Below are 22,244 nucleotides of genomic sequence, written 5' to 3' on the forward strand. Positions count from 1 at the left end.
AAAGCCGATGACGAAATCTAAGAATACCGACCTGACCTGGCTCAACCCGCCACCACATCACGCGTTTTCCGGCAACACTTTGAATGTGCGCACCGGCAAGGAGACTGATTTCTGGCGCGAGACATTCTACGATTTCTGGCGCGACAGCGGTCATTTCCTCTATCGCCAGGTCGAGGGCGACTTCAGCGCCGAGGTCACGGTCAAGGGCGACTACAAGGTGCTCTACGACCAGGCCGGATTGATGGTCCGGCTGAGCGAGACGCATTGGGTCAAGGCCGGCATCGAATTCACCGACGGGCTGATGTATTTCTCCGTCGTCGTCACCAACGATGCGTCCGACTGGTCGCTGGTCAGCATTCCGGCAAGTCCGGACGGCGTCAGGATCCGACTGACCCGCCACGCCGAAGCGATCCGAATCCAGTATCTGGATGCGTCCGACGGCCACTGGAAGCCGGTGCGGCTTGCCTATTTCCCACCCTCGAAAACGATCGATGTCGGCATGATGTGCTGCTCGCCGCAACGTGAAGGTTTCAAAGTCACATTCAGTGATTTTTCGGTCGGCCCGGCGATATCGAGGGAACTCCATGACTGACACGCCCCAAGCGGTGCCGGCCGCGAGCCGCGCGCGTCGAGATGCGGACAAGGTCCGCTGGGCGATCGTGGGGGCAAGCCAGATCGCCCGCTCGTGGGTCGCCAAGGCAATCCAGTCGGTGCCGGATGCGGAGTTGGTGGCCGTTGTCAGCAGGAGTGCGGAGCGCGGCCGTTCGTTCGCCAACGATCTCGGGATACCGGTATCCGCGACAAGCCTCAAATCGCTTCTTGCCGAAACCGCGATCGATGCAGTCTACGTCTCGACCAACAATGCTAGGCATCGCGACGACACGCTCGAAGCTGCGGCAGCGAGCCTGCACGTGCTCTGCGAAAAGCCGCTCGGGCTGACGCTGTATGATGCCGTCGAGATGGCCAGGGCCTGCGACCGCGCCGGCGTCGTCCTGGCGACGAACCATCATATGCGTGGCGCGGCGACGCACAGGGCGATCCGCGACCTGGTGCTGACAGGCCAAATCGGCCGGCCGCTCGCCGCGCGCGCGATGTATTGCGAATACTTGCCCAAGGAGTTGCAGACCTGGCGCACGAAGGACAAGGAACAGGGCGGGGTCATCTACGACCTGACCGTGCACAATGTCGACGTTCTGCGCTTCGTCCTCGCGGACGAACCGGTCGAGGTCATGTCGATGAAGGCGAGCAGCCTGATCGGCGAGAATGGCGTGGAGGACCAGGTGCAATCCATCGTCAATTTCGCTTCCGGGTTGATTGCCTACATGCATGAGGGCCAGGTCTTCGCCCATCACGAGACGGCGCTTGAGATCCATGGCACCGAAGGGTCGATCTATGGCCGGGGCATCCTGGATGAGGCGCCGTCCGGTCGGGTCTATCTTCGCCGCGGCACCGAGATGACGGAAATCCCGGTCGAGCCCGCCAACCTCTACGCCACAACGATCGCCCAGTTCGATGCGGCAGTGCTTCATGGCGATCGTCCGGCGGCGACGGGTTGGGACGGCGTCGCCTCGTTGGCCACGGCGCTGGCCGTCAGACGCTCGGCGCAAGAGGGGGTGCGTGTGTCCGTGCCGCGCTTCGAGGGAAATCCGCCCGTTCCGGTGGTGTGACATGGCCGTATCGGCGTTGCCACAAGGTCGATTTCATAGTGGACTTTCAAATGGAATATTGTAGATTGGATACATTATTGCGAAAGCGAGTCCAAGGAGAGACCAGACGATGACGCATTGGCAGGGGGTTTTCCCGGCGGTTACCACCAAGCTCGACCAGGACGGTTCGATCAATCTCGAAGCGACGCAGGCGAGCATCAACCGCCTCATCGACAATGGCGTTTCCGGCATCATCGTGCTGCCGATGCTGGGCGAGAACGCCTCGCTGCTGCCGCAGGAGAAGGAAGCCGTCATCCGGGCAGCAAAGGAAGCCGTTGCCGGCCGCGTTCCGCTTCTCTCCGGCCTTGCCGAGATTTCGACCGCCGGCGCGGCCGCGAGCGCCCGCAAGTTCCAGGATTACGGCGCCGAAGGCCTGATGGTGTTCCCGAGCCTCGGCTACAAAACCGACCCGCGAGAGACGGCCGAATGGTACAAGGCGATCGCCGGTGCCAGCGACCTGCCGATCATGATCTACAACAACCCGATCGCCTATGGCGTCGACGTCACGCCCGCCATCCTCAAGGTGCTGGCCGAATGCCCGACCATCGTGGCGGTCAAGGAAGAGACCGGTGACGTGCGCCGGGTCACCGACATGTTCATCGAGCTGGGCAGCCGCTTCGATATCTTCTGCGGCGTCGACGACCAGATCGTCGAAAGCATGTCGCTCGGCGCGACGGGCTGGATATCGGGCATGACCAATGCCTGGCCGAAAGAGTGCGTTGAGATTTTCAACCTTTGCGCGGCCGGAAATTTTGCCGGGGCACGCGATCTCTATCGCATCATGACCCCGTCCTTCCATCTCGATACGCATGTGAAGCTCGTTCAATACATCAAAATGGCCGAGCACCTCGTCTACGGCGCGCCTGAATGGACCCGGGCGCCGCGACTGCCGCTGGTCGGCGAGGAGCGCGAGCGCGTTATCGCCACGATCACAGCGACGATCGAGCAGCTCAAGAAGACGCAATCACGCCGGGCTGCCTGAGCACACGCGGACGTCTGAGGCGAGGGTACTCAAAGCTCCGCGTCGTCGGTCGCGCTTCGAAAGCCGCAGCCGATGGATGTGTCAGGGATGGATTGTATGGATAAAGTTTCAATGTTCGGCGTGTCCGACCTGAAGCAGATGCGCGATACGGCGCGGCGACTGGACACGTCCTGGATTGGCGATGGATTTTCCCGCGACGACGGCTCCGACGTCAGAAACATCATGTCTCCCTTCGACGGGGAGACGATCAGCGAAGTCGCCTTTGCCAGCGAGAAGCAGGTGGATCTCGCCGTGCAGGCCGCCCGCGCGGCGCTGAAGGCGGACTGGGGCACGATGGGGCACGAAGGACGCGCGGCGTTGATCCGTGCGCTGGCGGACGCCGTCGAAAAGAATCGGCTCGAATTGGCGCTCCTCGAAAGCCTCGACGTCGGCAAGCCGATCCTGCATTCCTACAATGACGATGTGCCGACGACGGTCGGCGTGCTGCGCTGGTATGCCAGCCTGACCGAAACCGCCTACGATCTCAGCCCTGCCCGTCGCAATGGCGTGCTCAGCCAGATCGTGCGCGAGCCGCAAGGCGTGGTCGGCATCGTCCTGCCCTGGAATTATCCGCTGACCACGCTGGCGCTGAAGATCGGCCCGGCGCTGGCGGCCGGCAACACGGTCGTCTGCAAGCCGGCCGACGATACGCCGCTCACCACGCTGCGGCTGGCCGAGTTGGCGATCGAAGCGGGTTTCCCGGCTGGCGTCATCAACGTCGTACCCGGCACCGGCGCGGTTGCCGGAAAGGCGCTGGGCCTGCATGGCGACGTTTCGGCGATCAATTTCACCGGTTCGACCGCCACAGGGCGGCGCTTCCTGCACTATTCGGCCGATTCGAATTTGAAGGAAATTTCGTTGGAGTGCGGCGGCAAGAACCCCGCGATCATCCTGCCTGATGTCAAATCGCTCGATCGTTTCGCCGACGACATTTCGACCGGCTTCCTGATGAATTCCGGCCAGCTCTGTTCATCCATATCGAGGGTCCTCGCGCCGCGTGCGCTGGAAGCCGATCTTCGCGACATGCTCGCCACGAAGATGAAGGAATGGCCGATCGGCGATCCGTTCGATCCGGCTACGCGCATCGGGCCGCTGGTCAGCGACGCCCATGCGGCCAAGGTCAATCGCGCCGTCGATAACGAGAAGCGGCACAACAATGATCTCAGCGTGTCGGGAGCAGAAATTACCGGCACATCGCCACGCCTGGTCGAACCGGTGGTGTTTTTCAATGTCGCCGAAAGCGCCGAGGCCTGGAGCGAAGAGGTCTTCGGCCCGGTTCTCTCCGTCAGGTTCTACGACAATCTCGACAGCGCGATCCGCAGCGCCAATGACACGCAATACGGCCTGAGTGCTTATGTCTTCGGCGAGAATCCAAACGCAATTCGCGAGGCATCGGCCACGCTCGACGCGGGGTTCGTGGCGATCAACGCCTTCTGCGAGGGCGACTTCACGACTCCGTTCGGCGGCTTCAAGACGTCCGGCTTCGGCGGCAAGGACAAAGGCATTCATTCGCTCGACCAGTATTCCCGGACCAAAAGCATCTGGTGGGCGACATAGGAACTCAGCCTGGCCGAAACATCCAGTCAAGTGCAAGCGAAGGTAAGTTCGACATGGCTTCCAAGGCGTATGACTATATCGTCGTCGGGGCGGGTGCCGCCGGTTCGATCGTCGCCGCCAGGCTAGGCGAGGACAAGAGCGTTCGAGTGCTGGTGCTGGAGGCCGGCCCGAGCGACAATTCCATCTACGTTCGAATGCCGGCGGCGATGTCCTACCCGCTGACCGACCAGCGCCGGACCTGGAGTTTCGAGACGGGACCGGAGGCCGCGCTCGGCGAGCGCATGATCACGCATGTCAGGGGCAAGATGCTGGGCGGCTCCGGGTCGCTCAACGGCATGGTCTATGTCCGCGGCAATCCGCGCGACTTCGACGGGTGGGCGCAGGACGGTCTGCCGGATTGGTCGTTTGCGTATTGCCTGCCTTACTTCAAGAGGCTGGAAACCTACGACAAGGGCGCCAATGCCTATCGAGGCGGCGATGGCCCCATCGCGATCACGACACTCAAAGGCGATCTGCCGGTCTTCAAGGCGTTTCTCGAGGCTGGTCAACAGGCCGGTCATCCACTCAATCCCGACTACAATGCCTATCGCCAGGAAGGCGTCCATATCTATCAGGCAAATATCGACAGGGGCGTGCGGGCGAGCGGCGGCAGGGCCTATCTCAGGCCGGCAATCCGCAAGGGCAATGTCGAGCTGAAGTTGAATGCGCTGGCGCACCGGGTCAATTTCGACGGCAAGCGCGCGGTCGGCGTTACCTACGAGGCGGATGGTGCGACCCACACAGTCGAGGCTGGACGCGAGGTGGTGCTGTGCGGCGGCGCCTTCAACTCGCCGCAGCTTTTGCTGCTGTCGGGCGTCGGTGGCCCAGACGAACTGGGCAGTCTGGGTATCAAGTCGGTCGCGGACGTGCCCGGTGTCGGCAAGGGGTTGGTCGACCATGTTGCCGTTTCGGTGCGTTACAGGGCATCGCGTCGCGGCGTCTCGCCCGCCATGGACCTGAACATGTTCAAAATGGGCCTGATCGGCGCGCAATGGCTGTTCATGCGCTCCGGGCTCGGCGTGACAAATCTTTGGGAAGTCGGCACGTTCTTCAGGAGCAGTGCGGCTGCCGACTACGCCAACATCCAGCACGAGTTTCTGCCGATGCTGGGCGAACTCATGCACGGCAAGGTCAACATCGAGGAGGGGTTCCAATACCAGACTTGCCTGATGCGGCCGAAGAGCCGGGGCGCCGTTACACTGAAATCAGCCGATCCGCGGATGCATCCGTCGATCATTTCCAATTACCTCGCGCATCCGCAGGACCAGCGGGATCTGATCGACGGCGTGCGTCACACTGACGAGATCATCCAGCAGCGCGCCTGGGACGGCATGCGCGGGCAAGCCCTGACGCCAGGGCTCAGGACGATGCCCGATGGCGAAGTGCTTGCCTGGCTAAAGGAAAACCTCGGCACGCAGTACCACCCGTGCTCGACCTGCCGTATGGGCGTCGACGACATGTCGGTCGTCGACGCCGACGGCAAGGTGCACGAGACCGAGGGGTTGCGTGTCATCGATGCGTCGGTCATGCCGCGCATCACCAGCGGCAATTTGCACTGCCCGACCATGATGATTGCGGAAAAGCTTGTCGACCGCGTGCGCGGCCACTCGCCGCTGCCGCCAGAGAGCCTGGATTATGCGGATCGGCGATGATCGATGGGAAACGGAAGCTCGATTGCAAAGCCGAGATTGGACCAGGATGAAATATTGGATACGATCCTGCGACAAGTAGAACGATTCTGAAAGCGCCTGCCATGCCGACACCGCCCAAGCCTCTGTTGCAGCGCCAAACCGTAACCGCGATGGTGGCGGAATATATAGCCGCCAAAATTATCGGGGGCGACTATCCCGGCGGCCACCAGATTCGCCAGGAGGCGATAGCGGCCGAGTTGGGTGTCAGCCGGATTCCGGTGCGCGAGGCGCTTCTGCAACTGGAAGCCGAAGGTCTTGTCGTCATCAGGACGCATCGCGGCGCAGTCGTCTCCGATCTATCGGCTGACGATGCGATCGACCTGTTCGATGCGCGGCTTCTGCTGGAACCCTTCCTCGTCAAAAAGGCCATAGCGCGCCTATCCAATCAGGATATCGCCAATGTCGAGCGAGCGCTTCGTGATTACGAGGCTGCTATCGCCAGGGGCGATCCGAAGGAACTCAGCCGCCTCAACTGGGCCTTTCACACCGCGCTGCTCGAACCGTCGATGCGACCGCGTTCAATGGCGGTGCTACAAACGCTCTACAGTTCGGCGGATCGCTATCTGCGCCTGCAGATCGAGCCGTTGAAGGCGCAGACTAAAGCGCTGCAGGAGCATCGTGACATTTTTGAAGCCTATCGCCTGCGTGACGCCGTCGAGACATCGAGACTGCTCAAGAAGCATGTCGCCGACGCGGCCGAAGAAATCGTCAGCCAACTGAAGCGGGGCGAAGCCGCCGGCTGATCCTGCTTCAGCTGTATCGGCCTTTTCGTTGCGTCGAATCCGGGCGCACATGTTGCCCTGTCGTTCAAAATCGGCTTGACGCGAGCGCAGCCGATCTGGATAGCCGCGACGCCTCCGCAAAATCTTTACAAGACAATCAAAGCCGAGCGGTGGTGGGACGAATTCGTTTGACTCCCATGGTTATTGTATCCAATATCCTGTAAACAAGGTTGTCGTAAATTGCCATCAGAAAAAGGGGAATCCGCAATGACACGCAAAGCAGGAGACGAGGTCAATTCGGGCTTGTTCACGTCAGCAGTCAGCAGGAGAGCCGTTCTCACCGGAATGGCCGGCTTGGGAGGCGGGGCATTCCTGTTGAGGTTGTCCACGCTGCCTGCGCAGGCCGCTGCGGGTGGCGAACTCCAGGTCATGGCCTGGGAAGGCTATGACCTGACCAACGAGCTTTCGGACTGGCGCAAGGCAAACGGCGTGACGGTCGAGGCCACGTCGATCGCCAACCAGGATGACGTGCAGGCAAAATTTGTGGCCGGCAATCCGCCGCCCATCGATCTGGCCGAATACAATCAGGCCTATGCCGATCTCTACATCCGGGAAATGAAGATCGTAAATCCGATCGATATGTCGAAAGTGCCGAACTACAATGCCGACAACCTCTTCGGCCAGTTCTACGACCAGCCGACATGGTTCGCCGACGGGCAATATTGGGGATCGCCCTATATCTGGGGGTTCAACACGATCCTGTTCAATGCCGACAAGCTGGCCAAGCCGACATCCTACGTCGACCTGCTCGATCCTTCGCTCAAGGGCAAAATCGCCATCATGGACGACACGGTAAGCTCCTGGCCCGTGGCTGCGCGCGTTGCCGGCTTCGGTGACAAATATCCGCTGCTGACCAAAGACGAGCTCGGCAAGACTTTCGCGGAATTCTCCAAATACCGTGCTCAGGCCCGCGTCATCGCCCTCAATCAGGGCGAACTTGTAAACCTTATGGTTTCCGGCGAGGTCGTAGCAGCCCTTTGCGCCGATCCCTCGATCATCACGCAGACCGACCAGCAGAACATGAAGATCGAGATGGCCATTCCGAAGGAAGGTCCGATCCTGTGGGTGGACGCCTGGTTCATTCCGGTTTCGGCGGACAATATCGAGGCCGCTCACGCCTTCATCAACCAGTCGCTCGATCCCGCGGTGCAGGCCAAGGTCGCCATGGCCGTGGTTCAGGCGCCGGTTTCGAAGAAGGCGGTGGCATTGCTCGATGAGAAGTCGCGCAGCCGCATCGATTATGACGCCATTGAGACGATGTTCGCAGCCGGCCTGCCCGGCATTCCACCACGGGCATCCGACACCCATGCCACCTATGACGATTGGGTCGCGGCGTGGCAGGAATTCAAGGCGGGGATGTAGACTTCCCGTGTTTGAGTCGGCTGAATTGAGAGTTGGCTATCAGCGTCATTGCCGATAGCACATTTTGTCCGTGAGAATGTTCATGAAGGCACCGCGCTCTAGCATGGGCAGCCTGCTGGCGGCACCCGCTGTTCTGTACATGGTCGTGTTTTTCGTCGTGCCGAGCCTGATCCTGTTCGTCTACAGTTTCTGGACGGCGGCCTCGTATAAGATCGTGCCGGACTTCGTGTTTTCGAACTATCTTAATTCGCTGATGTCGCCACTGTTCTGGACGGTGACGATCAACGCCATCCTGATCGGGCTTGTCACGGCATCGATCACGTTGGTGCTTGCGATCCCGGTCGGCTATTACCTCGTCTATGTCAGCCGCTCGCAGGTCATCCTCTATCTTATCCTGATCACCTGGTTCTCCAGCTATTTGGTGCGCATCTATGCCTGGCGCACCTTACTTGGCACTAGCGGCGTCCTCAATACCATCCTGCTCCAGGCCGGCATCGTCGACTCGCCGGTGGGGGTATTCCTGTTCAGCCGGTTTGCGGTCGCGATCACGCTGATCCACATCTACCTGCCATTCTGCATCCTGCTGGTGGTGTCGTCGCTCAGCGAGATCAAGAAGGACCTTGTCGACGCCGCGCGCGACCTTGGCGCTTCGCCGCTTGGCGCCTTCTTTCGCGTCATCGCACCCAACGCAGCCAACGGGCTGGTCGGCGCCTTCATGCTGACCTTCGTCATGGTCGCGGGCGATTATGTCACGCCGCAGATGCTGGGTGGCTCGTCGGGTCAGACGACGGGGCTGCTGATCGCCGATCAGTTCCGCAAGACCGGAAACTGGCCCCTCGGTGCCGCTCAGGCCTTCCTGATGTTTCTGGTGTCGACCGCCATCTATTTCGCCGTGATGGGGCTTGGGCGTGCAACAGGTCTGATCGTGAAGCGCCGGCCTGCAAAGAAAGCGGGAGCGTAGCCAGTGATCCTCAGAATTGTCGTCTGGTCGATCCTGGCGTTCTTGTTGATGCCGCTGGTGATTATTGTTCTCTTTTCTTTCCATGCGAGCCCTTCGCTGTCCTTTCCCTTTGCCGGCTTCAGTCTGCGCTGGTACGCCGATGTGCTTGGCAACGCCCAGCTAGGCTCGGCACTGGTCAAGAGCCTCACCGTCGCCGGTTTCACCGCGGTGATCACGCTTGTCCTTGGGGCGGCCGCCTCGCTCGCCTGGCTTCGCCTGGGGCGGGGAGGTCGCACCCTGCTGGAGGTGCTATGCCTGACGCCGATCGCACTTCCAGGCCTCTTCGTCGGCGTCTCGCTTCTGGTGCTGTTCGCCCAGGCCCGCGTCCAGCTCTCGACGGTCACTATCGTCATCTCGCACGTGGTGCTGGCCCTGCCGATCCTGATCGTGGCGATGCGCGCCCGGCTCGCGCTGTTCGATCCATCCCTGGAGGAAGCCTCGCGCGATCTCGGCGCCAGCCAGATCCAGACTTTCGGCAGGGTGACGCTGCCACTGATCGCACCGACCTTGATCGCCTCGGCCATCCTGGCGTTTGCAGTATCGTTCGACGAGTTCGTCGTGACCTCCTTCGTCGCCGGCACCGAGACGACCTTGCCCATGTATATCTGGTCGATGATGCGCCGCACCGTCACCCCGCTCATCAACGCCATCTCGACGCTCGCTCTCCTGTTCTCGGTCGCCATCCTCTTCATTGCCTGGCTCATCGGCCATCTGCGCAGAAGGTCTGCCGTCGCAGGCCGCACCGTTTCATAAGGATCGACAAGCATGACAATCCGCCCGCCCGTGATCGAGATAGCCGCTGCCCAAAAAATGTTCGGCTCGTTTCAGGCGCTGAGCGACATAGACCTGTCCATTGAACAGGGCGAGATCGTAACCTTGCTTGGCCCCAGCGGCTGCGGCAAGACAACCCTGATGCGGCTCATAGCCGGCTTCGAGGCAGCGACCGCCGGCACCGTCAAGATCGATGGCAAGGATTGTGCCGACCAGCCGCCCGAGCGGCGGCCTGTGAACATGGTCTTCCAGCGCTATGCACTTTTTCCGCATCTCGACGTCTTCGAGAACGTCGCCTTCGGCCTGAAGGTCAAGGGCACGCCCAAGGCCGAAATCCGTGAGCGGGTCCAGCGCATGCTGCATATCGTTCAGCTCGACAGCTTCGCCAACCGCTATATCAACGAGTTGAGCGGCGGCCAGAGCCAGCGCGTGGCGCTCGCCCGCGCGCTCGTCAATGGTCCGAAAGTCCTGCTGCTCGATGAGCCGCTTGCCGCCCTCGATCTGAAGATCCGCCAGCACATGCTGGTCGAGATGAAGCGCATTCACGCCGAGACCGGCGCCACCTTCGTCTACGTCACGCACGATCAGGATGAGGCGATGATCCTCTCCGACCGTGTCGTTCTCATGGAGAAAGGCCGCATCGTTCAGATCGACCGGCCCGAAATCATGTACGCAGCGCCAAGGTCGCTGTTCGCCGCCAAGTTCCTCGGCGAGACCAATCTGTTCGAGGCGACGATGGCAAGCGACGATGCTTCCGGCATGACTGCCGTCACCGCATCGGGGCTCCGCTTTCACAGTTCTGTCGTTCCCGCCGGCGAATTGCGCGGCAAGGTGATCGTCTCAATCCGACCGGAATCTTTCCGCTTCGCCAGAGACAATGACACCACGCAATCGGCGACCGGGCAGGTCGAGGATGTCATCTTCATCGGCAGCAGATCGTTCTATACCATCTGCCTGGCTAACGGCATTCGCGTTCGGATTCAAGTTCAGCGGAGCACCCGCACCAGCTTGCCGAAACCAGGTGAGAAGGCAGAAATTTTCTGGGACTCCGAAAACGTCGTCATGCTTCCGGAAGCCTGATTGCCGGCTGTCGGTCAGATCTTCGGGAAAAGCAAACCTGCACAGGATATGTGCCGCTAAGACCTAACTGACCGGCTGATAAACATTCCGCGGCTCGTTCTACCGGGCATTCGCCTCGTCCCGGTCGAACTTGAAGTCGGCGGGAAGGCGACCGCGGAAGGCGCGAAGCCGTTTCAGCAATTCCTCGGGCGCAGCTTTGCGCGCGACGCCAAGCCGTCCGGCATCGGTCACATGGATTTCAATCTCATCGCCTTCCCTGAGTTCGAGCGCCTCGACGACAACGGCGGGAAGACGGATGGCGAGACTGTCGCCCTACTTCGAGACCCGCATCACGCTCTCCCATAGATGTACGTCCGGCGAGATGTATATCCGCAGGAGGCTAGGACCGAAAGACCCAGTCTAATCCCGCAGCAGATCGAACATCAATTTGAAGAAGCGGTCTGCATCGACTTCATGCGCGATGCGGGCATTGTCCTGTTCGCCACGCTCGCCCCAGAAATCGGCAACGGTCGCACCGAATGCGTAGCTGCCCGACAGATTGACGCCGATATGGGCGGGACGCGTGCGCACCAGCGTCGGGTCGATGGCCAGCGCCAGCACCAGAGGATCGTGCATCGCCCCACCGACGCCCATCGAGTTGCGATGCAGCTTCTCGTAGAACAGCAGCCAGTCGTTGACGAGCCGGCCGAGCGGCGTGTCGATGGTTGCGAGCTCGGCATATTGTGGCGCCTCGATCAGCACCTGCATGGTGACATCGAGGCCGACCATCAGGATCGGCACACTACTGTCCAGGACGATCTTCAGCGCTTCCGGGTCGCAGAAGGCATTGAACTCGGTCGGCGTGATGATCTCGCTCCTGCGATAGAACACGCCGCCCATCCAGATCAATTCCCTAATTTTGGGCAGCACGTCGCGATGCTTCAGGATCAGCAGGCCGATATTGGTCAGCGGGCCGGTGGCGACCACCAGAATCGGCTCGGGCGAGGCGCGCAATGTGTCCGCGAGGAAATCGACCGCGTGCTGCTTGACCGGCTTGATCGTTGCCTGCGGCAGGTAGGGGGAGCCTTCCAGGCCGCTTGGCCCGTCGGCGGTGCCAAGCACCAAGGGCCGCGCCAGCGGACGGTGGCAGCCCTGCGCCACCGGAACGTCGCCGGCGCCGATGAATTCGAGGATGCGCAGCGTATTGGCCGTCGTCTTCTCGACCTCGGCGTTGCCGCAGGTCGTGGTGACGCCGAGCAGTTTGATGGCCGGCGAGCGATGCGCCATGACCAGCGCAATGGCGTCGTCGTGACCAGGATCGCAATCGAACAGGATGGGAGTTGCAGTGGTCATCGTATCGTTCCTCACGCCGGCCGCTCGTACTGCGCGACGGTCTGTTTGAACATGTTGAGGAAGCGCCGGCCGTCGAGGTCGGTGCAGATGCGCGTGGTCTTCGGTCCGCCGCCGGGCAGCAATTGCCTGCCGCGATAGGCGACGGTCTGTCCGCGCGCTATACGCCCGTCCAGCACGACGTCAACGAACAGCGGCTCGGTCATCGTGGCAAGGCCCGGATCGAAAGCCAGCGCCACAGTGATCACGTCGTCCATCGGGAAGCCGACCAGATCGAAGAATTCGCGCCAGATGTCGATATAGATCGGAAAGCTGTTGGCGATCATCTCGAGAACGGGATTGTCCTTGGCGCCGGCCTGCATGTCCGCGAGGTCGTCGCGCGTCAGCATCGAGGCGGCGACGCGGTTGTCCTCGCAGATGTCGAGCGGTACGAGGATCTTGTCGACATCGGCGTTCAGCACGATGCGCGAGGCCTCCGGGTCGGCCCAGATGTTGTATTCCGACAGCGGCGTGATGTTGCCGGGCGTCTGGAAGTTGCCGCCGAGCACCAGCAGGCGCTTGAGCACCTCCGTCAGCCGGGGTTCCTGCAGCAGCGCCATCGCCGCGTTGGTCAGCGGGCCGGTCGTCACCAGCGTGATCTCGCCGGGATTGGCCATCACCGTTTCGATGATGAAGTCGACAGCGTGTCCCGGATTTGCCTGGCGCGACGGCTTCGGCGCCGGTGGATTGAATTTCTTCAGGCGGTCGCCGAACCGCGCCACGAGCCGCTTTTCGAAATGGACCGGCGCTTCCATATCGGCCTTGGCGTTGCCGACGATCGGCCGCCATGCACCGGCATGAACCGGGATGTCGTCGCGCCCGGCAAGCCGGAGCGTGTTGAGGACGACATTGGTGACCTGCTCGATCGGGCCGGCCGCACCCGTCACGGTGGTCACGCCTTCGAGCCGGAGGTTTGGGTTCGCCGCGGCAAACAGCACGGCGAGAATATCGTCGCCGGCAGAATCCACGTCGAGGATTATGCGTTCCATGGAAAGTTCCTTCATGAGGGATGTTTGCCGTCAGGCCCGGGATTCTTGTCCACCGACAGCAGTTTTTGCATTGAAGCCAGCGTCTCCATGATGATCCTTGGGCGCGCCCGGTACGAGAGGGCGAACAGCGCCGTGAGCGCGACGACATAAGGAACTGTGAGGACCAGATAGGACGGATAGCCGAATGTCTGCAGGCGCAGCGAGAAGGCATCGGCGAAGCCGAACAGCAGGCAGCCGGCCAGTACCTTGAGCGGATCGCCGTTGGAGAAGATCAGGATTGCCACGGCCATGAAACCACGGCCCGATGACATGTTCTCCGTAAACATAGTTATGTAGCCGAGCGACAGATGCGCGCCGGCCAGCCCCGCCAGTAATCCGCAAAGCAGCGACGCGGTGTAACGGACGCGCGTGATCGAGATGCCGAGCGCCTCGGCGGCTTCGGGCTTCTCGCCCACGACGCGGATATAAAGCCCGAGCCGGGTGCGGTTATAGAACAGGACCAGCAGCGGCACCGCGATGAACGCGACATAGACCATCGGCGTGAAGCCGGAGATCAGCGATGCCCATGAGCCGAGAAGGTCGCGGGCGCCGGGCAGCTGGACTTTCGGCAGGCCGACGATGCCTTGGCCGACGATGGAGCCTCGCGTGCCGAAGATCGCCTTCATCAGCGAAATCGTCATGCCGCCGGCGAGAATGTTGAGCGCCAGCCCGACGACCACTTCATTGGCTCGGAAGCTCACCACCAGAACGGCAAAAACCAGGGCAAAGGCGAGCGCCGCCGCAACACCGCAGGCGACGCCCAGCAGCGCGGAACCTGTCCAGATCGAGCCGAGGACGGCGAAGAAGGCGCCTGCCAGCATCTGGCCTTCGAGGCCGATGTTGAAGATGCCGGCCTTGGTGGTGAATGAGCCGCCGAGTGCGACCAGAAGAATGGGAGCCGTGGTGCGAAGCGTTGCTGCGATCAGCGCGACATTGACGAGCTTGTCTAGAATTTCCATCGCCGCTCCCCTGCCTGGCTGTCGCCGCGCCGCCTGACCAGAACCTGCGCCGACACGCTGAGGATGATCAGCGCCTGGATCACGGTGATGATCTCGCGCGACGCGCCGGTATCGACCTCGAGCAGCAGCGACCCGTTGCGCAGCGCGCCGAAGAACAGCGCGGTGAAGATGGTGGCGACCGGCGAGCCATTGGCGAGCAGGGCAGCAATCAGCCCGTCGAAGCCGAAACCGGGAGCGAAGCCTTCCATGAACCGGTGATGGACGCCGAGCGTCTCGACGCCACCGGCCAGTCCGCCAACGGCCCCTGAAAGGAGCAGAACCAAAAAGCCCTGTCGTTTCACGTTGACGCCGCCATATTCGGCGAATTTCGGCGCCGAACCGACCATCGTCACGCCATAGCCCCAGCTGGTGTAGCGAAAGACAAGTGCCGCGCCGATCGCCAGCACCAGACCGATGACCAGGCCCCCGTTCAACCGGGAAAAGTCGAAGATCCCCGGCAGATAGGCCGTCGGCAGGATCGGCGGCGTCTCCGACCAGCCACCTGGTCGCTTGAACAGAAAGATCGTGAAATAAGAGGTCAGCAGCACCGCAACGTAGTTCGACAGGATCGTCGAGACGACTTCGTTGGTGTTGTAGCGGGCGCGGAAATAGGCCGGGATCGCAACCCACGCGGCACCCGCCACAATCGCGAGTGCCAGCGCTGCCAGCATGTGAATGCCCGCGGGCAGGGGAAAGGCGAAGCCGACCCAGGCGGCAGCAAAGCCGCCGAGGAAAAGCTGGCCCTCGATGCCGACGTTGAACATGCCGCCGCGCAGGCCGACGCAAGCAGCGACGCCGCAGATCAGGATCGGTGTCGTCTGCAGCAAGGTTCCGGCAATCTTTGCCTGATCACCGAAGGCGCCGCGCAACAGCGTCATGAAGACACGTACCGGGCTTTCACCGACCATTAGGATGATGATCGCGCCCATGAGCAGCGCCACGGCGACGGCGATGATCTGACCGGACACGGCACGCAAACGATCGTTCATCTTGGAGACTCCGGCATCATGCAGGCTCCGCGGCGAATTCCGGCACGGCCACGCCTGCCATCATCATGCCGATGCGGTCTTCATCGGCATCGTCGCCGGCGACCTCGCCCATGATCCGTCCGTTGAACATCACCAGGATGCGATCGGCAAGGGCGGCAAGTTCGTCGAGTTGCACGGAAATCAGCAGGATTGCGCGGCCGGCAGCGCGCTGGCGCATGATCTCGTCATGAATGGCTTCCTGCGCGCCGATGTCGACGCCGCGCGTCGGCTGATCGATCAGCAGGAAGTCGGCGCCGTTGGTGAACTCGCGCGCCAGCACGACCTTCTGGATATTGCCGCCCGAAAGCCGCTTGACGGCATCGCCCGATCCTTGCGCGCGAATATCGAAATCCTTGATCAACTTGGAAGCGTTTTGGCCGATGGCGTTCCAGTTGAGCACGCCGCCGCGGCTCCATGGCGCACGATGCTGGCGTCCCATCAGCATGTTTGCCGCAATCGATGCATTGCGGTCGACCCCGCGCACCATCCGATCGCCGGGAACATGCGCCAAGCCGGCCTCGCGGATTTCGGCGGGGGAGAAGGTGGCGAGGTTCCGGCCCTTCAGCCGGGCTACGCCATGGCTTGCCGGCCGCAGGCCCGAAAGCACCTCTGCCAGTTCCGTCTGGCCATTGCCGGCAACGCCGGCGATTCCCACCACCTCGCCGGAGCGGATGGTGAAGTTAACGTCGCGCAGCGCCGGCAACCGGCGGTCGTCGCGCGCCCACAGTTGCTCGACTTCGAGGATCACATCGCCGTGCTGCGGTTCGCGCGGACGGCGATCGAAGCTGACCTCGCGGCCGACCATCATGCGCACCAGTTCGTCCTTGCTGAGCTCAACGGTTGGGCGCGTCGCCACCCTCCTGCCGTTGCGCAGCACCGTCACGGTGTCCGAGACCTCCATCACCTCTTCCAAATGGTGCGAGATGAAGATCACCGTCATGCCATCCGCCACGAAGCTGCGCAGCGTCTGGAACAGTTCACGGCTCTCCTGCGGCGTCAGCACCGCGGTCGGCTCGTCGAGAATGATGGTGCGCGCGCCGCGCACCAGCACCTTCAGGATCTCGATGCGTTGCTCTATGCCGACCGAGAGCAGTCCGACGCGCTCGGTCGGATCGACCCGCAGCCCGAAACGCTCCGACAGTTCGCGCGTGCGCGCAATCTGCGCGGCGTGATCGATCAGCCCATGGCGGCGGATCTCCATGCCGAGAAAAACATTGTCGGCGACCGAGAGCGAGGGAACCAGCTTGAAATGCTGATGCACCATGCCGAGACCGGCCTTGATGGCGACGGCGGGGTCGGCGACCACCGTCTCCTCGTCGTTCAGCCGGATCGAGCCCTCGTCGGGTTGCAGGAGACCGAACAGGATGTTCATCAATGTCGTCTTGCCGGCGCCGTTCTCGCCGATGATGGCGTGGATTTCGCCCCGGCGCACGGCAAGGTCGATGCCGTCATTGGCGATGAATGCGCCGAAACGCTTGGTGATGCCCGTCAGCGCGACAGCCATCCCAGCGACATCGGGGCCAGCGACATTGGCGCCGGCCGCATTGTTGCCGGCATTGTGGGGGGTCGAAGACCCCGACGCGTTCGACACCTTGCTTCTCGCAAATTGGACGCTGATCCGTCGCCGCAAGCCGTAGCGGATCAGCGTAGCGCTTTCCTGGGAGGATGCGCGGTTGTTGTCTTACTTCGCCTTGGCGATCTCGATCTTGCCATCGAGAATGGCCTTCTTGATCTCGTCCAGCTTTGCCGTCACATCGGCCGGGATCGTCGGGGCGATATCATCGCAGACCTTGACCTCGACGCCGCCCGAAGCGAGGTCGAAGGTGCGGGTGCCGGCGGCCACCTTACGGCCCTCGACTTCGTCCTTGATCAGCGTGTAGACGGCGATGTCGCCGCGCTTCAGCATGCTTGCGAGCACATTTCCGGGGGCCGTACCGCACATGTCGATGTCGACGCCGATCGAGTATTTGTCGACCGCAGCACTTGCCTGCATCACGCCTTCGCCCGTCGGGCCGGCGACGTTGTAGACGATGTCGGCGCCCTGGCCGTAAAGCGCCTGGGCAAGCTCGCTGCCCTTGGCCGGGTCATCGAAGGTTCCGGCGAAGACGGAGTTCACCTTCACGTCGGGCGCGGCATATTTCGCGCCTTGCTCGTAGCCGCCGAGGAAGTTGCGGATCACGGGGATATCACGGCCGCCGACGAAGCCGATCGCCATGCCGTCGCCGATCTTAGGGAATTCGCTGCCCTTGGCCTCGATCATGCCGGCGAGCGCGCCGGCGACGAAGGATCCCTGCTCCTCCGCGAAATTGGCATAGATCATGTTGGGATTGTCGAGTACGCCGTCGATGAACACGAAGCGCTGGTCGGGATAGGCTTTGCTGACCTTCTGCAGCGAGTCCACCAGTTCCCAGCCCATCACAAAGATCAGGTCGTACTGCTTGGCCTTGGCAAGGTTCTCGAACTGCTCCTCGTAGTCGAGCGCGCGATTGCCGGTGTCGACCAGCTTCAGGTCGATGCCGAATTCGTCCTTGGCCTTGTTGAGGCCGTTGACGATGGAAACACCGAAGCCCTGTGCAAAGTATCCCGAGATGGCGGCCACGGACACTTTGTCCTGTGCCGCGGCAGATCCGAACGACACGGCAAGCATCGTGCCGGCCAGACATAGATTTTTGAGCGCCCTTTTCATGTCATTCCCCTTCAGCTTTTTTCAGCTTTTGAAGCCACGCCTTAACCATCCGCGCTATCGCCGAGACGGCGGCTATTTTCGTTGATGGTCATATGAGTTTATGAGCGGCCCCGCAGGCTGTCAATCGTCCTGCGAGGCAGTTTCGTTGTGCCATTTCTCGCTTCTTGCGTGTCGAAGCTTGACAAATATCGGCTGGGGATAATTGTTGATACTCTAACGAGTTTGTGTGAACGACGGGAAGAAAGAGAGCGGACAATGCCGGCTGTGGTGGTCAGGAAATTTCTGGTTCAGGTCGAGGAGATATTCCACGAGGGCGGCCCACTTGCGGCACGTCCGCCCAAACGCGGCGCGATCGTCGCCGTCATCGCCAACCCCTTTGCCGGGCGCTATGTCCAGGAAATCACCGGCTTCATGGACGATCTGAAGCCGCTCGGTCTCGATATGGCGCGACGCCTGATCGATGCCATCGGCGAGGGCGTCTCGGCGATCGAAGGCTATGGCAAGGGCGCCATCGTCGGTGCTGCCGGCGAGCTCGAACACGGCGCGCTCTGGCACAATCCAGGCGGTTACGCGATGCGCGAGCTGCTCGGAAACGCTAGGGCAATCGTGCCGTCGACCAAGAAGGTCGGCGGCCCCGGAACGCGGATCGACATTCCGATCACGCACATAAACGCTTCTTACGTGCGCAGTCATTTCGACGCGATCGAGGTCGGCGTCACTGACGCGCCGCGCGCAGACGAGATGGCGGTCATCCTGGCGATGACGACAGGCGCGCGCGTTCACGCGCGGGTGGGCGGCCTTGCCGCCGCGGATATCAAAGGCGAGGACGGATTGAGATGAGCGTAGAAATCCGCCGGATCATCACCATCATCGAGGAAACCCTGATCGAGGGCGGCCGTCCCGTCGATCCGCCGACCCGCCGCGCGGCGGCCATTGCCGTGATCCGCAACCCGTACGCAGGCACTTACGTCGAAGACCTGTCAGCGTTGAGCGACATTGGTGAGGAATTGGGCGACATTTTGCCGAAGCGCGCGGTCGCAGCACTTGGCTTTCCCGGCAATAAAGTCGAAAGCTTCGGCAAGGCAGCCGCCGTCGGCGCCGACGGCGAACTCGAGCACGCCGCCGCCATCCTTCACCCCAAGCTCGGCGCCCCGTTCCGCGATGTGCTTGGCAAGGGTGCGGCGCTCATTCCCTCGTCGAAGAAGCGTGGCGGCCTCGGCGTGCCGCTGGACATCCCGCTCGGCCACAAGGATGCGGCGCGGGTGCGCAGCCATTTCGATGGCATGGAGGTCCGAGTTCCTGACGCACCGCGCGCCGACGAGATCGTCATCGCCATCGCCGTGACCGATTCCGGCCGGCCCCATCCACGCGTTGGCGGGCTGACCAAGGACAAGATCGTCGGCAAGGATGGCGTCAGCTAAACGTCGCTATCCCTGAATGACTTCAGGCACCCGCATTGCCGGCGGGGTGTTGCGGCTTCGACGGGTCTGCACCAGGCCGTCGATGACGACCATTCCGATCCCCGGAAGGTTGCCCTGCGCCACGCTGTCGAGCAGCCCGTCGCCGGCGCCGCCGATCGCCTGGTCCATGAAGATCAGGTCGGCGGCGCGGCCGACTTCGATCATGCCACGATCATGCAGCTTGCGCACGCGCGCCGTGTTGCCGCTGGCAAAGCAGAATGCCACTTCCGGCGCGACACCGCCCAGCGAAGCCAGCATGGTGAGGATCCGCAGTATGCCGAGCGGCTGCACGCCGGACCCGGCCGGGCTGTCGGTGCCAAGCACGATGCGCGAAAGTTCGCCGCGCTGCCTAGCAAGATCGAGCACGAACAGTCCGGTGCGCAGATTGCCGTTATGGACGATCTCGAGCGCCCGCGAGCCCTTCTCGCAGATCTGCCGGATTTCCGCTTCGGGCAGTGCCGTCGGCCCGCCATTGACATGGGCGACAATGTCGGCGTCGACCTCCAGCACGACATCCGCACCGATGCGGCCGGAGCCGGGCAGGGACGGGCCACCGGTGTGGGTCATTGAGGTCATGCCGTATTCGCGCGCCCAGGCGACCATCTGCCGTCCGGTCGGCCCGTCCTTGACGCCGCCTAGGCCGACCTCGCCGACAAGCGTGACGCCGGCTTCGGCGAGGTAGCGGAAGTCCTCCTCGACCAGGCCGGGCTCCAGAATCGGCGCACCGGCCAGTATCTTCATCCCACTCGGGCGGAAGTTGGAAAAGGTCCGCTGCGCCGCGATGGCAAGCGCCTTCAATCCGACCAGGTCGCGCGGACGGCCCGGCGTGTGGACCTCCCCCGCCGAGACGATGGTGGTGACCCCGCCATGCACGGTCGAATCCATCCAGCCGATCTGGTTCTGCCGCGGCGTCCAGTCGCCGGCTACCGGATGGACGTGATTGTCGATGAGGCCCGGCGCGACCGCGCAGCCCATTGCATCGATCACGGTGCCGGCAGCACTGGTATCAAGGGCGCCGGCTTTGCCGATGGCGGTGATCTTGCCGTCGACCGCGACGATCGTGTCGGCGTCGAGGATCGGTTGGGCGAGATCGCCGGAAAGCATCAGGCCGATGTTGCGCACGACAAGCGTGTTGGGTTTCGGGTCGGGCGACATCGGCACCTCGTTTGCTATTTCCATGAATTTTGGAACGCGAGTTACTTCCCGCTATCGCCATTCGATGGGTCGTCGTCATTGATGCGATTGAGCAGGCGAAGCAGCGTCGCCTGTTCCGTGGGCGAAAGCGGCGACAGAAATCTCCGCCCGACCTCGACGCTGCGTTCGAGCCGGTCGAGCGTGTATCTGGTTCCCTTGTCGGTCAGCGCGATCATCGACAGGCGTTGGTCGGTATCGGACGCGCTGCGGGTGATCAGCCCGTTCTTGAGAAGTTTGCGAACGACGATGCTGATGGTCGACGGGTCCATCGCGGTCAGCCGTCCCAGATGATTCTGCGAGACCTCGCCTTGCTTGAGAATGGTGGCGAGGGCGGCGAATTGCGTTGGCGAAAGATCTTCGCCGGCCATGACCTGTTGGAAGCGCAGCGTCGCGCGCTGATGTGCCCGGCGGATCACGTGCGCCGGATGGCGGTCCAGTTCGTAGCCGGTCTTGGCGTATCGCTGCAGCACCTGTTCGCGGCTCAGCGGCTTGGCACTGTCGCCCGGCCCTTTGGGTGCCGCACTTTCGGGTTGCGATTCGATATCAGTCGTCACGCCGGGCTCCTCTTGCCGCTGTCTCGGATGCCGCAGGCTCGAAAAAGCTCAAGCCGCGACTTCAGCCGGTTGAAGCGACGTTCCGTCGCGAAGGGCCGCGACGACGCTTGCCGAATCGCTGACCACGCCGAAATGCGTCGCTATGTCGTAGAGCGAGCTTTCCTGCTCGCGTGGTCCCGTCGCCGCGCAGCAATCGCTTGGCACTACCACTTCATAACCCTGAAAAAAGGCGTCATGGACGGTCGAGCGCACGCAGATATTTGTGACCACGCCGAAGATGACCAGTTGATCGACCTGCATGTCTTTGAGCGTCAGGTCGAGGTCGGTTTGAAAAAACGCCGAGTAGCGCCGCTTTATCAGATGGATTTCATCGTCGCGGGCGCCAAGGTCCTCGATGATCTCCGGTCCCCAGCTACCCTCGAGACAATGCGGCGTGCGCTTCACCCATTCGCGCTCGCGGCGCATGCCGGCCCTATGGGTGTCGTGCACCCAGATAACCGGCACACCGTCGGCGCGCGCCGCTTCGATGATGGCCAATTGCGGCGCAACCAGCGTCTCATATCCCGGCAGCACCATCGCCCCGCCGGGCTTGCAAAATTCATTGACCATGTCGATGACGATAACCGCCGCGCGTTGCGGATCGAGGCGCATCGCGTCATCGTGCCGATGTGAGGAAAAACTGTCCACGGGCATGGCGAGCTCCTTTGGTCGATCGTTGATGCTCATACAAAAAACCGTCGCGGATGCCAAGTCAATCCCGTTCGGAGCAAAGCCTTGTCGCCTGGTGTGCGCGGGACGCGCCGGCAAAGGTCCGCGCCGTTCTCCGATGCGGAATGGCATTGACAAGGTTCGGCAATCGGGTGTTCGATTTGTATGACCATCAATGGTATTCAATTGGCTGAATTCGCGGCGTCGAGGG

At 62.2% G+C, this 22,244-nt stretch carries 22 protein-coding genes; 12 read left to right on the forward strand and 10 right to left on the reverse strand.

Features of this window, described 5'->3' with window-relative positions:
* The first annotated feature begins 7 nt into the window (after positions 1–7).
* The 10 genes from CIT25_RS06655 (at position 8) to CIT25_RS06700 (ending at position 11,009) form a co-directional block, all read left to right on the forward strand.
* Complete coding sequence (locus CIT25_RS06655) at positions 8–592, forward strand: DUF1349 domain-containing protein (protein ID WP_095483751.1); 585 nt, start codon at positions 8–10, stop codon at positions 590–592.
* Positions 585–1,667, forward strand: a complete 1,083-nt coding sequence (locus CIT25_RS06660) for a Gfo/Idh/MocA family protein (RefSeq protein ID WP_095483752.1) — start codon at positions 585–587, stop codon at positions 1,665–1,667. The genes CIT25_RS06655 and CIT25_RS06660 overlap by 8 nt, the downstream gene beginning before the upstream one ends.
* Before the next feature lie 109 nt (positions 1,668–1,776).
* On the forward strand, positions 1,777–2,688 hold the full coding sequence (locus CIT25_RS06665) for a dihydrodipicolinate synthase family protein (protein WP_095483753.1): 912 nt from the start codon (positions 1,777–1,779) through the stop codon (positions 2,686–2,688).
* 96 nt (positions 2,689–2,784) lie between these two features.
* On the forward strand, positions 2,785–4,284 hold the full coding sequence (locus tag CIT25_RS06670; RefSeq protein ID WP_095483754.1) for an aldehyde dehydrogenase family protein: 1,500 nt from the start codon (positions 2,785–2,787) through the stop codon (positions 4,282–4,284).
* Between the two features lie 53 nt (positions 4,285–4,337).
* A complete protein-coding gene (locus CIT25_RS06675; protein ID WP_095483755.1) occupies positions 4,338–5,975 on the forward strand; it encodes a choline dehydrogenase in 1,638 nt (545 codons plus the stop codon).
* 101 nt (positions 5,976–6,076) lie between these two features.
* Positions 6,077–6,757 carry a GntR family transcriptional regulator gene (locus CIT25_RS06680; protein WP_095483756.1) on the forward strand — a complete coding sequence of 227 codons (681 nt, stop codon included), beginning with the start codon at positions 6,077–6,079 and terminating at the stop codon, positions 6,755–6,757.
* A 246-nt stretch (positions 6,758–7,003) separates the two neighbouring features.
* Positions 7,004–8,158: an ABC transporter substrate-binding protein gene (locus CIT25_RS06685; RefSeq protein WP_095483757.1), complete on the forward strand. Its 1,155-nt coding sequence runs from the start codon at positions 7,004–7,006 to the stop codon at positions 8,156–8,158.
* Between the two features lie 82 nt (positions 8,159–8,240).
* On the forward strand, positions 8,241–9,119 hold the full coding sequence (locus CIT25_RS06690; RefSeq protein WP_095484002.1) for an ABC transporter permease: 879 nt from the start codon (positions 8,241–8,243) through the stop codon (positions 9,117–9,119).
* A gap of 3 nt (positions 9,120–9,122) precedes the next feature.
* Positions 9,123–9,911, forward strand: coding sequence for an ABC transporter permease (locus CIT25_RS06695; RefSeq protein ID WP_095483758.1), 789 nt, complete (start codon positions 9,123–9,125; stop codon positions 9,909–9,911).
* A gap of 12 nt (positions 9,912–9,923) precedes the next feature.
* Positions 9,924–11,009 (forward strand): ABC transporter ATP-binding protein, encoded by a 1,086-nt coding sequence (locus tag CIT25_RS06700; protein ID WP_095483759.1) that lies wholly within the window; start codon positions 9,924–9,926, stop codon positions 11,007–11,009.
* A 99-nt stretch (positions 11,010–11,108) separates the two neighbouring features.
* Here the strand turns inward: CIT25_RS06700 and CIT25_RS38420 are convergent, their stop codons facing one another.
* The 7 genes from CIT25_RS38420 to CIT25_RS06735 form a co-directional block, all read right to left on the reverse strand.
* The gene (locus CIT25_RS38420) at positions 11,109–11,240 is read right to left on the reverse strand and encodes a hypothetical protein (protein WP_425351733.1); all 132 of its coding nucleotides are present in this window, start codon (positions 11,238–11,240) and stop codon (positions 11,109–11,111) included.
* A 168-nt stretch (positions 11,241–11,408) separates the two neighbouring features.
* Positions 11,409–12,341: a nucleoside hydrolase gene (locus CIT25_RS06710; RefSeq protein ID WP_095484003.1), complete on the reverse strand. Its 933-nt coding sequence runs from the start codon at positions 12,339–12,341 to the stop codon at positions 11,409–11,411.
* Between the two features lie 11 nt (positions 12,342–12,352).
* Positions 12,353–13,366: a nucleoside hydrolase gene (locus tag CIT25_RS06715; protein WP_095484004.1), complete on the reverse strand. Its 1,014-nt coding sequence runs from the start codon at positions 13,364–13,366 to the stop codon at positions 12,353–12,355.
* A gap of 11 nt (positions 13,367–13,377) precedes the next feature.
* Positions 13,378–14,364 carry an ABC transporter permease gene (locus CIT25_RS06720; RefSeq protein WP_095483760.1) on the reverse strand — a complete coding sequence of 329 codons (987 nt, stop codon included), beginning with the start codon at positions 14,362–14,364 and terminating at the stop codon, positions 13,378–13,380.
* Complete coding sequence (locus tag CIT25_RS06725) at positions 14,352–15,392, reverse strand: ABC transporter permease (RefSeq protein WP_095483761.1); 1,041 nt, start codon at positions 15,390–15,392, stop codon at positions 14,352–14,354. Before CIT25_RS06725 ends, CIT25_RS06720 begins: the two co-directional genes overlap by 13 nt.
* Before the next feature lie 16 nt (positions 15,393–15,408).
* Positions 15,409–16,935, reverse strand: coding sequence for an ABC transporter ATP-binding protein (locus tag CIT25_RS06730; RefSeq protein WP_167391038.1), 1,527 nt, complete (start codon positions 16,933–16,935; stop codon positions 15,409–15,411).
* Positions 16,936–17,112: 177 nt separating this feature from the next.
* Positions 17,113–18,117, reverse strand: coding sequence for a BMP family lipoprotein (locus tag CIT25_RS06735; RefSeq protein WP_095483763.1), 1,005 nt, complete (start codon positions 18,115–18,117; stop codon positions 17,113–17,115).
* A gap of 255 nt (positions 18,118–18,372) precedes the next feature.
* Between CIT25_RS06735 and CIT25_RS06740 the strand changes: the two genes are divergently transcribed.
* Positions 18,373–18,957 (forward strand): amino acid synthesis family protein, encoded by a 585-nt coding sequence (locus CIT25_RS06740; RefSeq protein WP_095483764.1) that lies wholly within the window; start codon positions 18,373–18,375, stop codon positions 18,955–18,957.
* Positions 18,954–19,538, forward strand: a complete 585-nt coding sequence (locus CIT25_RS06745; protein ID WP_095483765.1) for an amino acid synthesis family protein — start codon at positions 18,954–18,956, stop codon at positions 19,536–19,538. Before CIT25_RS06740 ends, CIT25_RS06745 begins: the two co-directional genes overlap by 4 nt.
* Before the next feature lie 6 nt (positions 19,539–19,544).
* On the opposite strand, the gene CIT25_RS06750 is transcribed toward CIT25_RS06745, so the two are convergent.
* Genes CIT25_RS06750 through CIT25_RS06760 form a run of 3 tightly spaced genes read right to left on the reverse strand, consistent with a single transcriptional unit; the run spans position 19,545 to position 22,018 of the window.
* The gene (locus CIT25_RS06750) at positions 19,545–20,732 is read right to left on the reverse strand and encodes an amidohydrolase family protein (RefSeq protein WP_095484005.1); all 1,188 of its coding nucleotides are present in this window, start codon (positions 20,730–20,732) and stop codon (positions 19,545–19,547) included.
* Positions 20,733–20,773: 41 nt separating this feature from the next.
* The gene (locus tag CIT25_RS06755; protein WP_095483766.1) at positions 20,774–21,325 is read right to left on the reverse strand and encodes a MarR family winged helix-turn-helix transcriptional regulator; all 552 of its coding nucleotides are present in this window, start codon (positions 21,323–21,325) and stop codon (positions 20,774–20,776) included.
* Positions 21,326–21,373: 48 nt separating this feature from the next.
* On the reverse strand, positions 21,374–22,018 hold the full coding sequence (locus CIT25_RS06760) for a cysteine hydrolase family protein (RefSeq protein WP_095484006.1): 645 nt from the start codon (positions 22,016–22,018) through the stop codon (positions 21,374–21,376).
* Positions 22,019–22,244 lie beyond the last annotated feature (226 nt).

It is taken from the genome of Mesorhizobium mediterraneum, assembly GCF_002284565.1.
GTDB lineage: Bacteria > Pseudomonadota > Alphaproteobacteria > Rhizobiales > Rhizobiaceae > Mesorhizobium > Mesorhizobium mediterraneum.

What these genes read in the sequence shown, in the direction of transcription:
- CIT25_RS06655 (WP_095483751.1), top strand. Translation starts at nt 8, where the DNA reads ATGACGAAATCTAAGAATACCGACCTGACCTGGCTCAACCCGCCACCA.
- CIT25_RS06660 (WP_095483752.1), top strand. Translation starts at nt 585, where the DNA reads ATGACTGACACGCCCCAAGCGGTGCCGGCCGCGAGCCGCGCGCGTCGA.
- CIT25_RS06665 (WP_095483753.1), top strand. Translation starts at nt 1,777, where the DNA reads ATGACGCATTGGCAGGGGGTTTTCCCGGCGGTTACCACCAAGCTCGAC.
- CIT25_RS06670 (WP_095483754.1), top strand. Translation starts at nt 2,785, where the DNA reads ATGGATAAAGTTTCAATGTTCGGCGTGTCCGACCTGAAGCAGATGCGC.
- CIT25_RS06675 (WP_095483755.1), top strand. Translation starts at nt 4,338, where the DNA reads ATGGCTTCCAAGGCGTATGACTATATCGTCGTCGGGGCGGGTGCCGCC.
- CIT25_RS06680 (WP_095483756.1), top strand. Translation starts at nt 6,077, where the DNA reads ATGCCGACACCGCCCAAGCCTCTGTTGCAGCGCCAAACCGTAACCGCG.
- CIT25_RS06685 (WP_095483757.1), top strand. Translation starts at nt 7,004, where the DNA reads ATGACACGCAAAGCAGGAGACGAGGTCAATTCGGGCTTGTTCACGTCA.
- CIT25_RS06690 (WP_095484002.1), top strand. Translation starts at nt 8,241, where the DNA reads ATGAAGGCACCGCGCTCTAGCATGGGCAGCCTGCTGGCGGCACCCGCT.
- CIT25_RS06700 (WP_095483759.1), top strand. Translation starts at nt 9,924, where the DNA reads ATGACAATCCGCCCGCCCGTGATCGAGATAGCCGCTGCCCAAAAAATG.
- CIT25_RS06710 (WP_095484003.1), bottom strand. Translation starts at nt 12,341, where the DNA reads ATGACCACTGCAACTCCCATCCTGTTCGATTGCGATCCTGGTCACGAC.
- CIT25_RS06715 (WP_095484004.1), bottom strand. Translation starts at nt 13,366, where the DNA reads ATGGAACGCATAATCCTCGACGTGGATTCTGCCGGCGACGATATTCTC.
- CIT25_RS06720 (WP_095483760.1), bottom strand. Translation starts at nt 14,364, where the DNA reads ATGGAAATTCTAGACAAGCTCGTCAATGTCGCGCTGATCGCAGCAACG.
- CIT25_RS06725 (WP_095483761.1), bottom strand. Translation starts at nt 15,392, where the DNA reads ATGAACGATCGTTTGCGTGCCGTGTCCGGTCAGATCATCGCCGTCGCC.
- CIT25_RS06730 (WP_167391038.1), bottom strand. Translation starts at nt 16,935, where the DNA reads ATGGCTGTCGCGCTGACGGGCATCACCAAGCGTTTCGGCGCATTCATC.
- CIT25_RS06735 (WP_095483763.1), bottom strand. Translation starts at nt 18,117, where the DNA reads ATGAAAAGGGCGCTCAAAAATCTATGTCTGGCCGGCACGATGCTTGCC.
- CIT25_RS06740 (WP_095483764.1), top strand. Translation starts at nt 18,373, where the DNA reads ATGCCGGCTGTGGTGGTCAGGAAATTTCTGGTTCAGGTCGAGGAGATA.
- CIT25_RS06745 (WP_095483765.1), top strand. Translation starts at nt 18,954, where the DNA reads ATGAGCGTAGAAATCCGCCGGATCATCACCATCATCGAGGAAACCCTG.
- CIT25_RS06750 (WP_095484005.1), bottom strand. Translation starts at nt 20,732, where the DNA reads ATGTCGCCCGACCCGAAACCCAACACGCTTGTCGTGCGCAACATCGGC.
- CIT25_RS06760 (WP_095484006.1), bottom strand. Translation starts at nt 22,018, where the DNA reads ATGCCCGTGGACAGTTTTTCCTCACATCGGCACGATGACGCGATGCGC.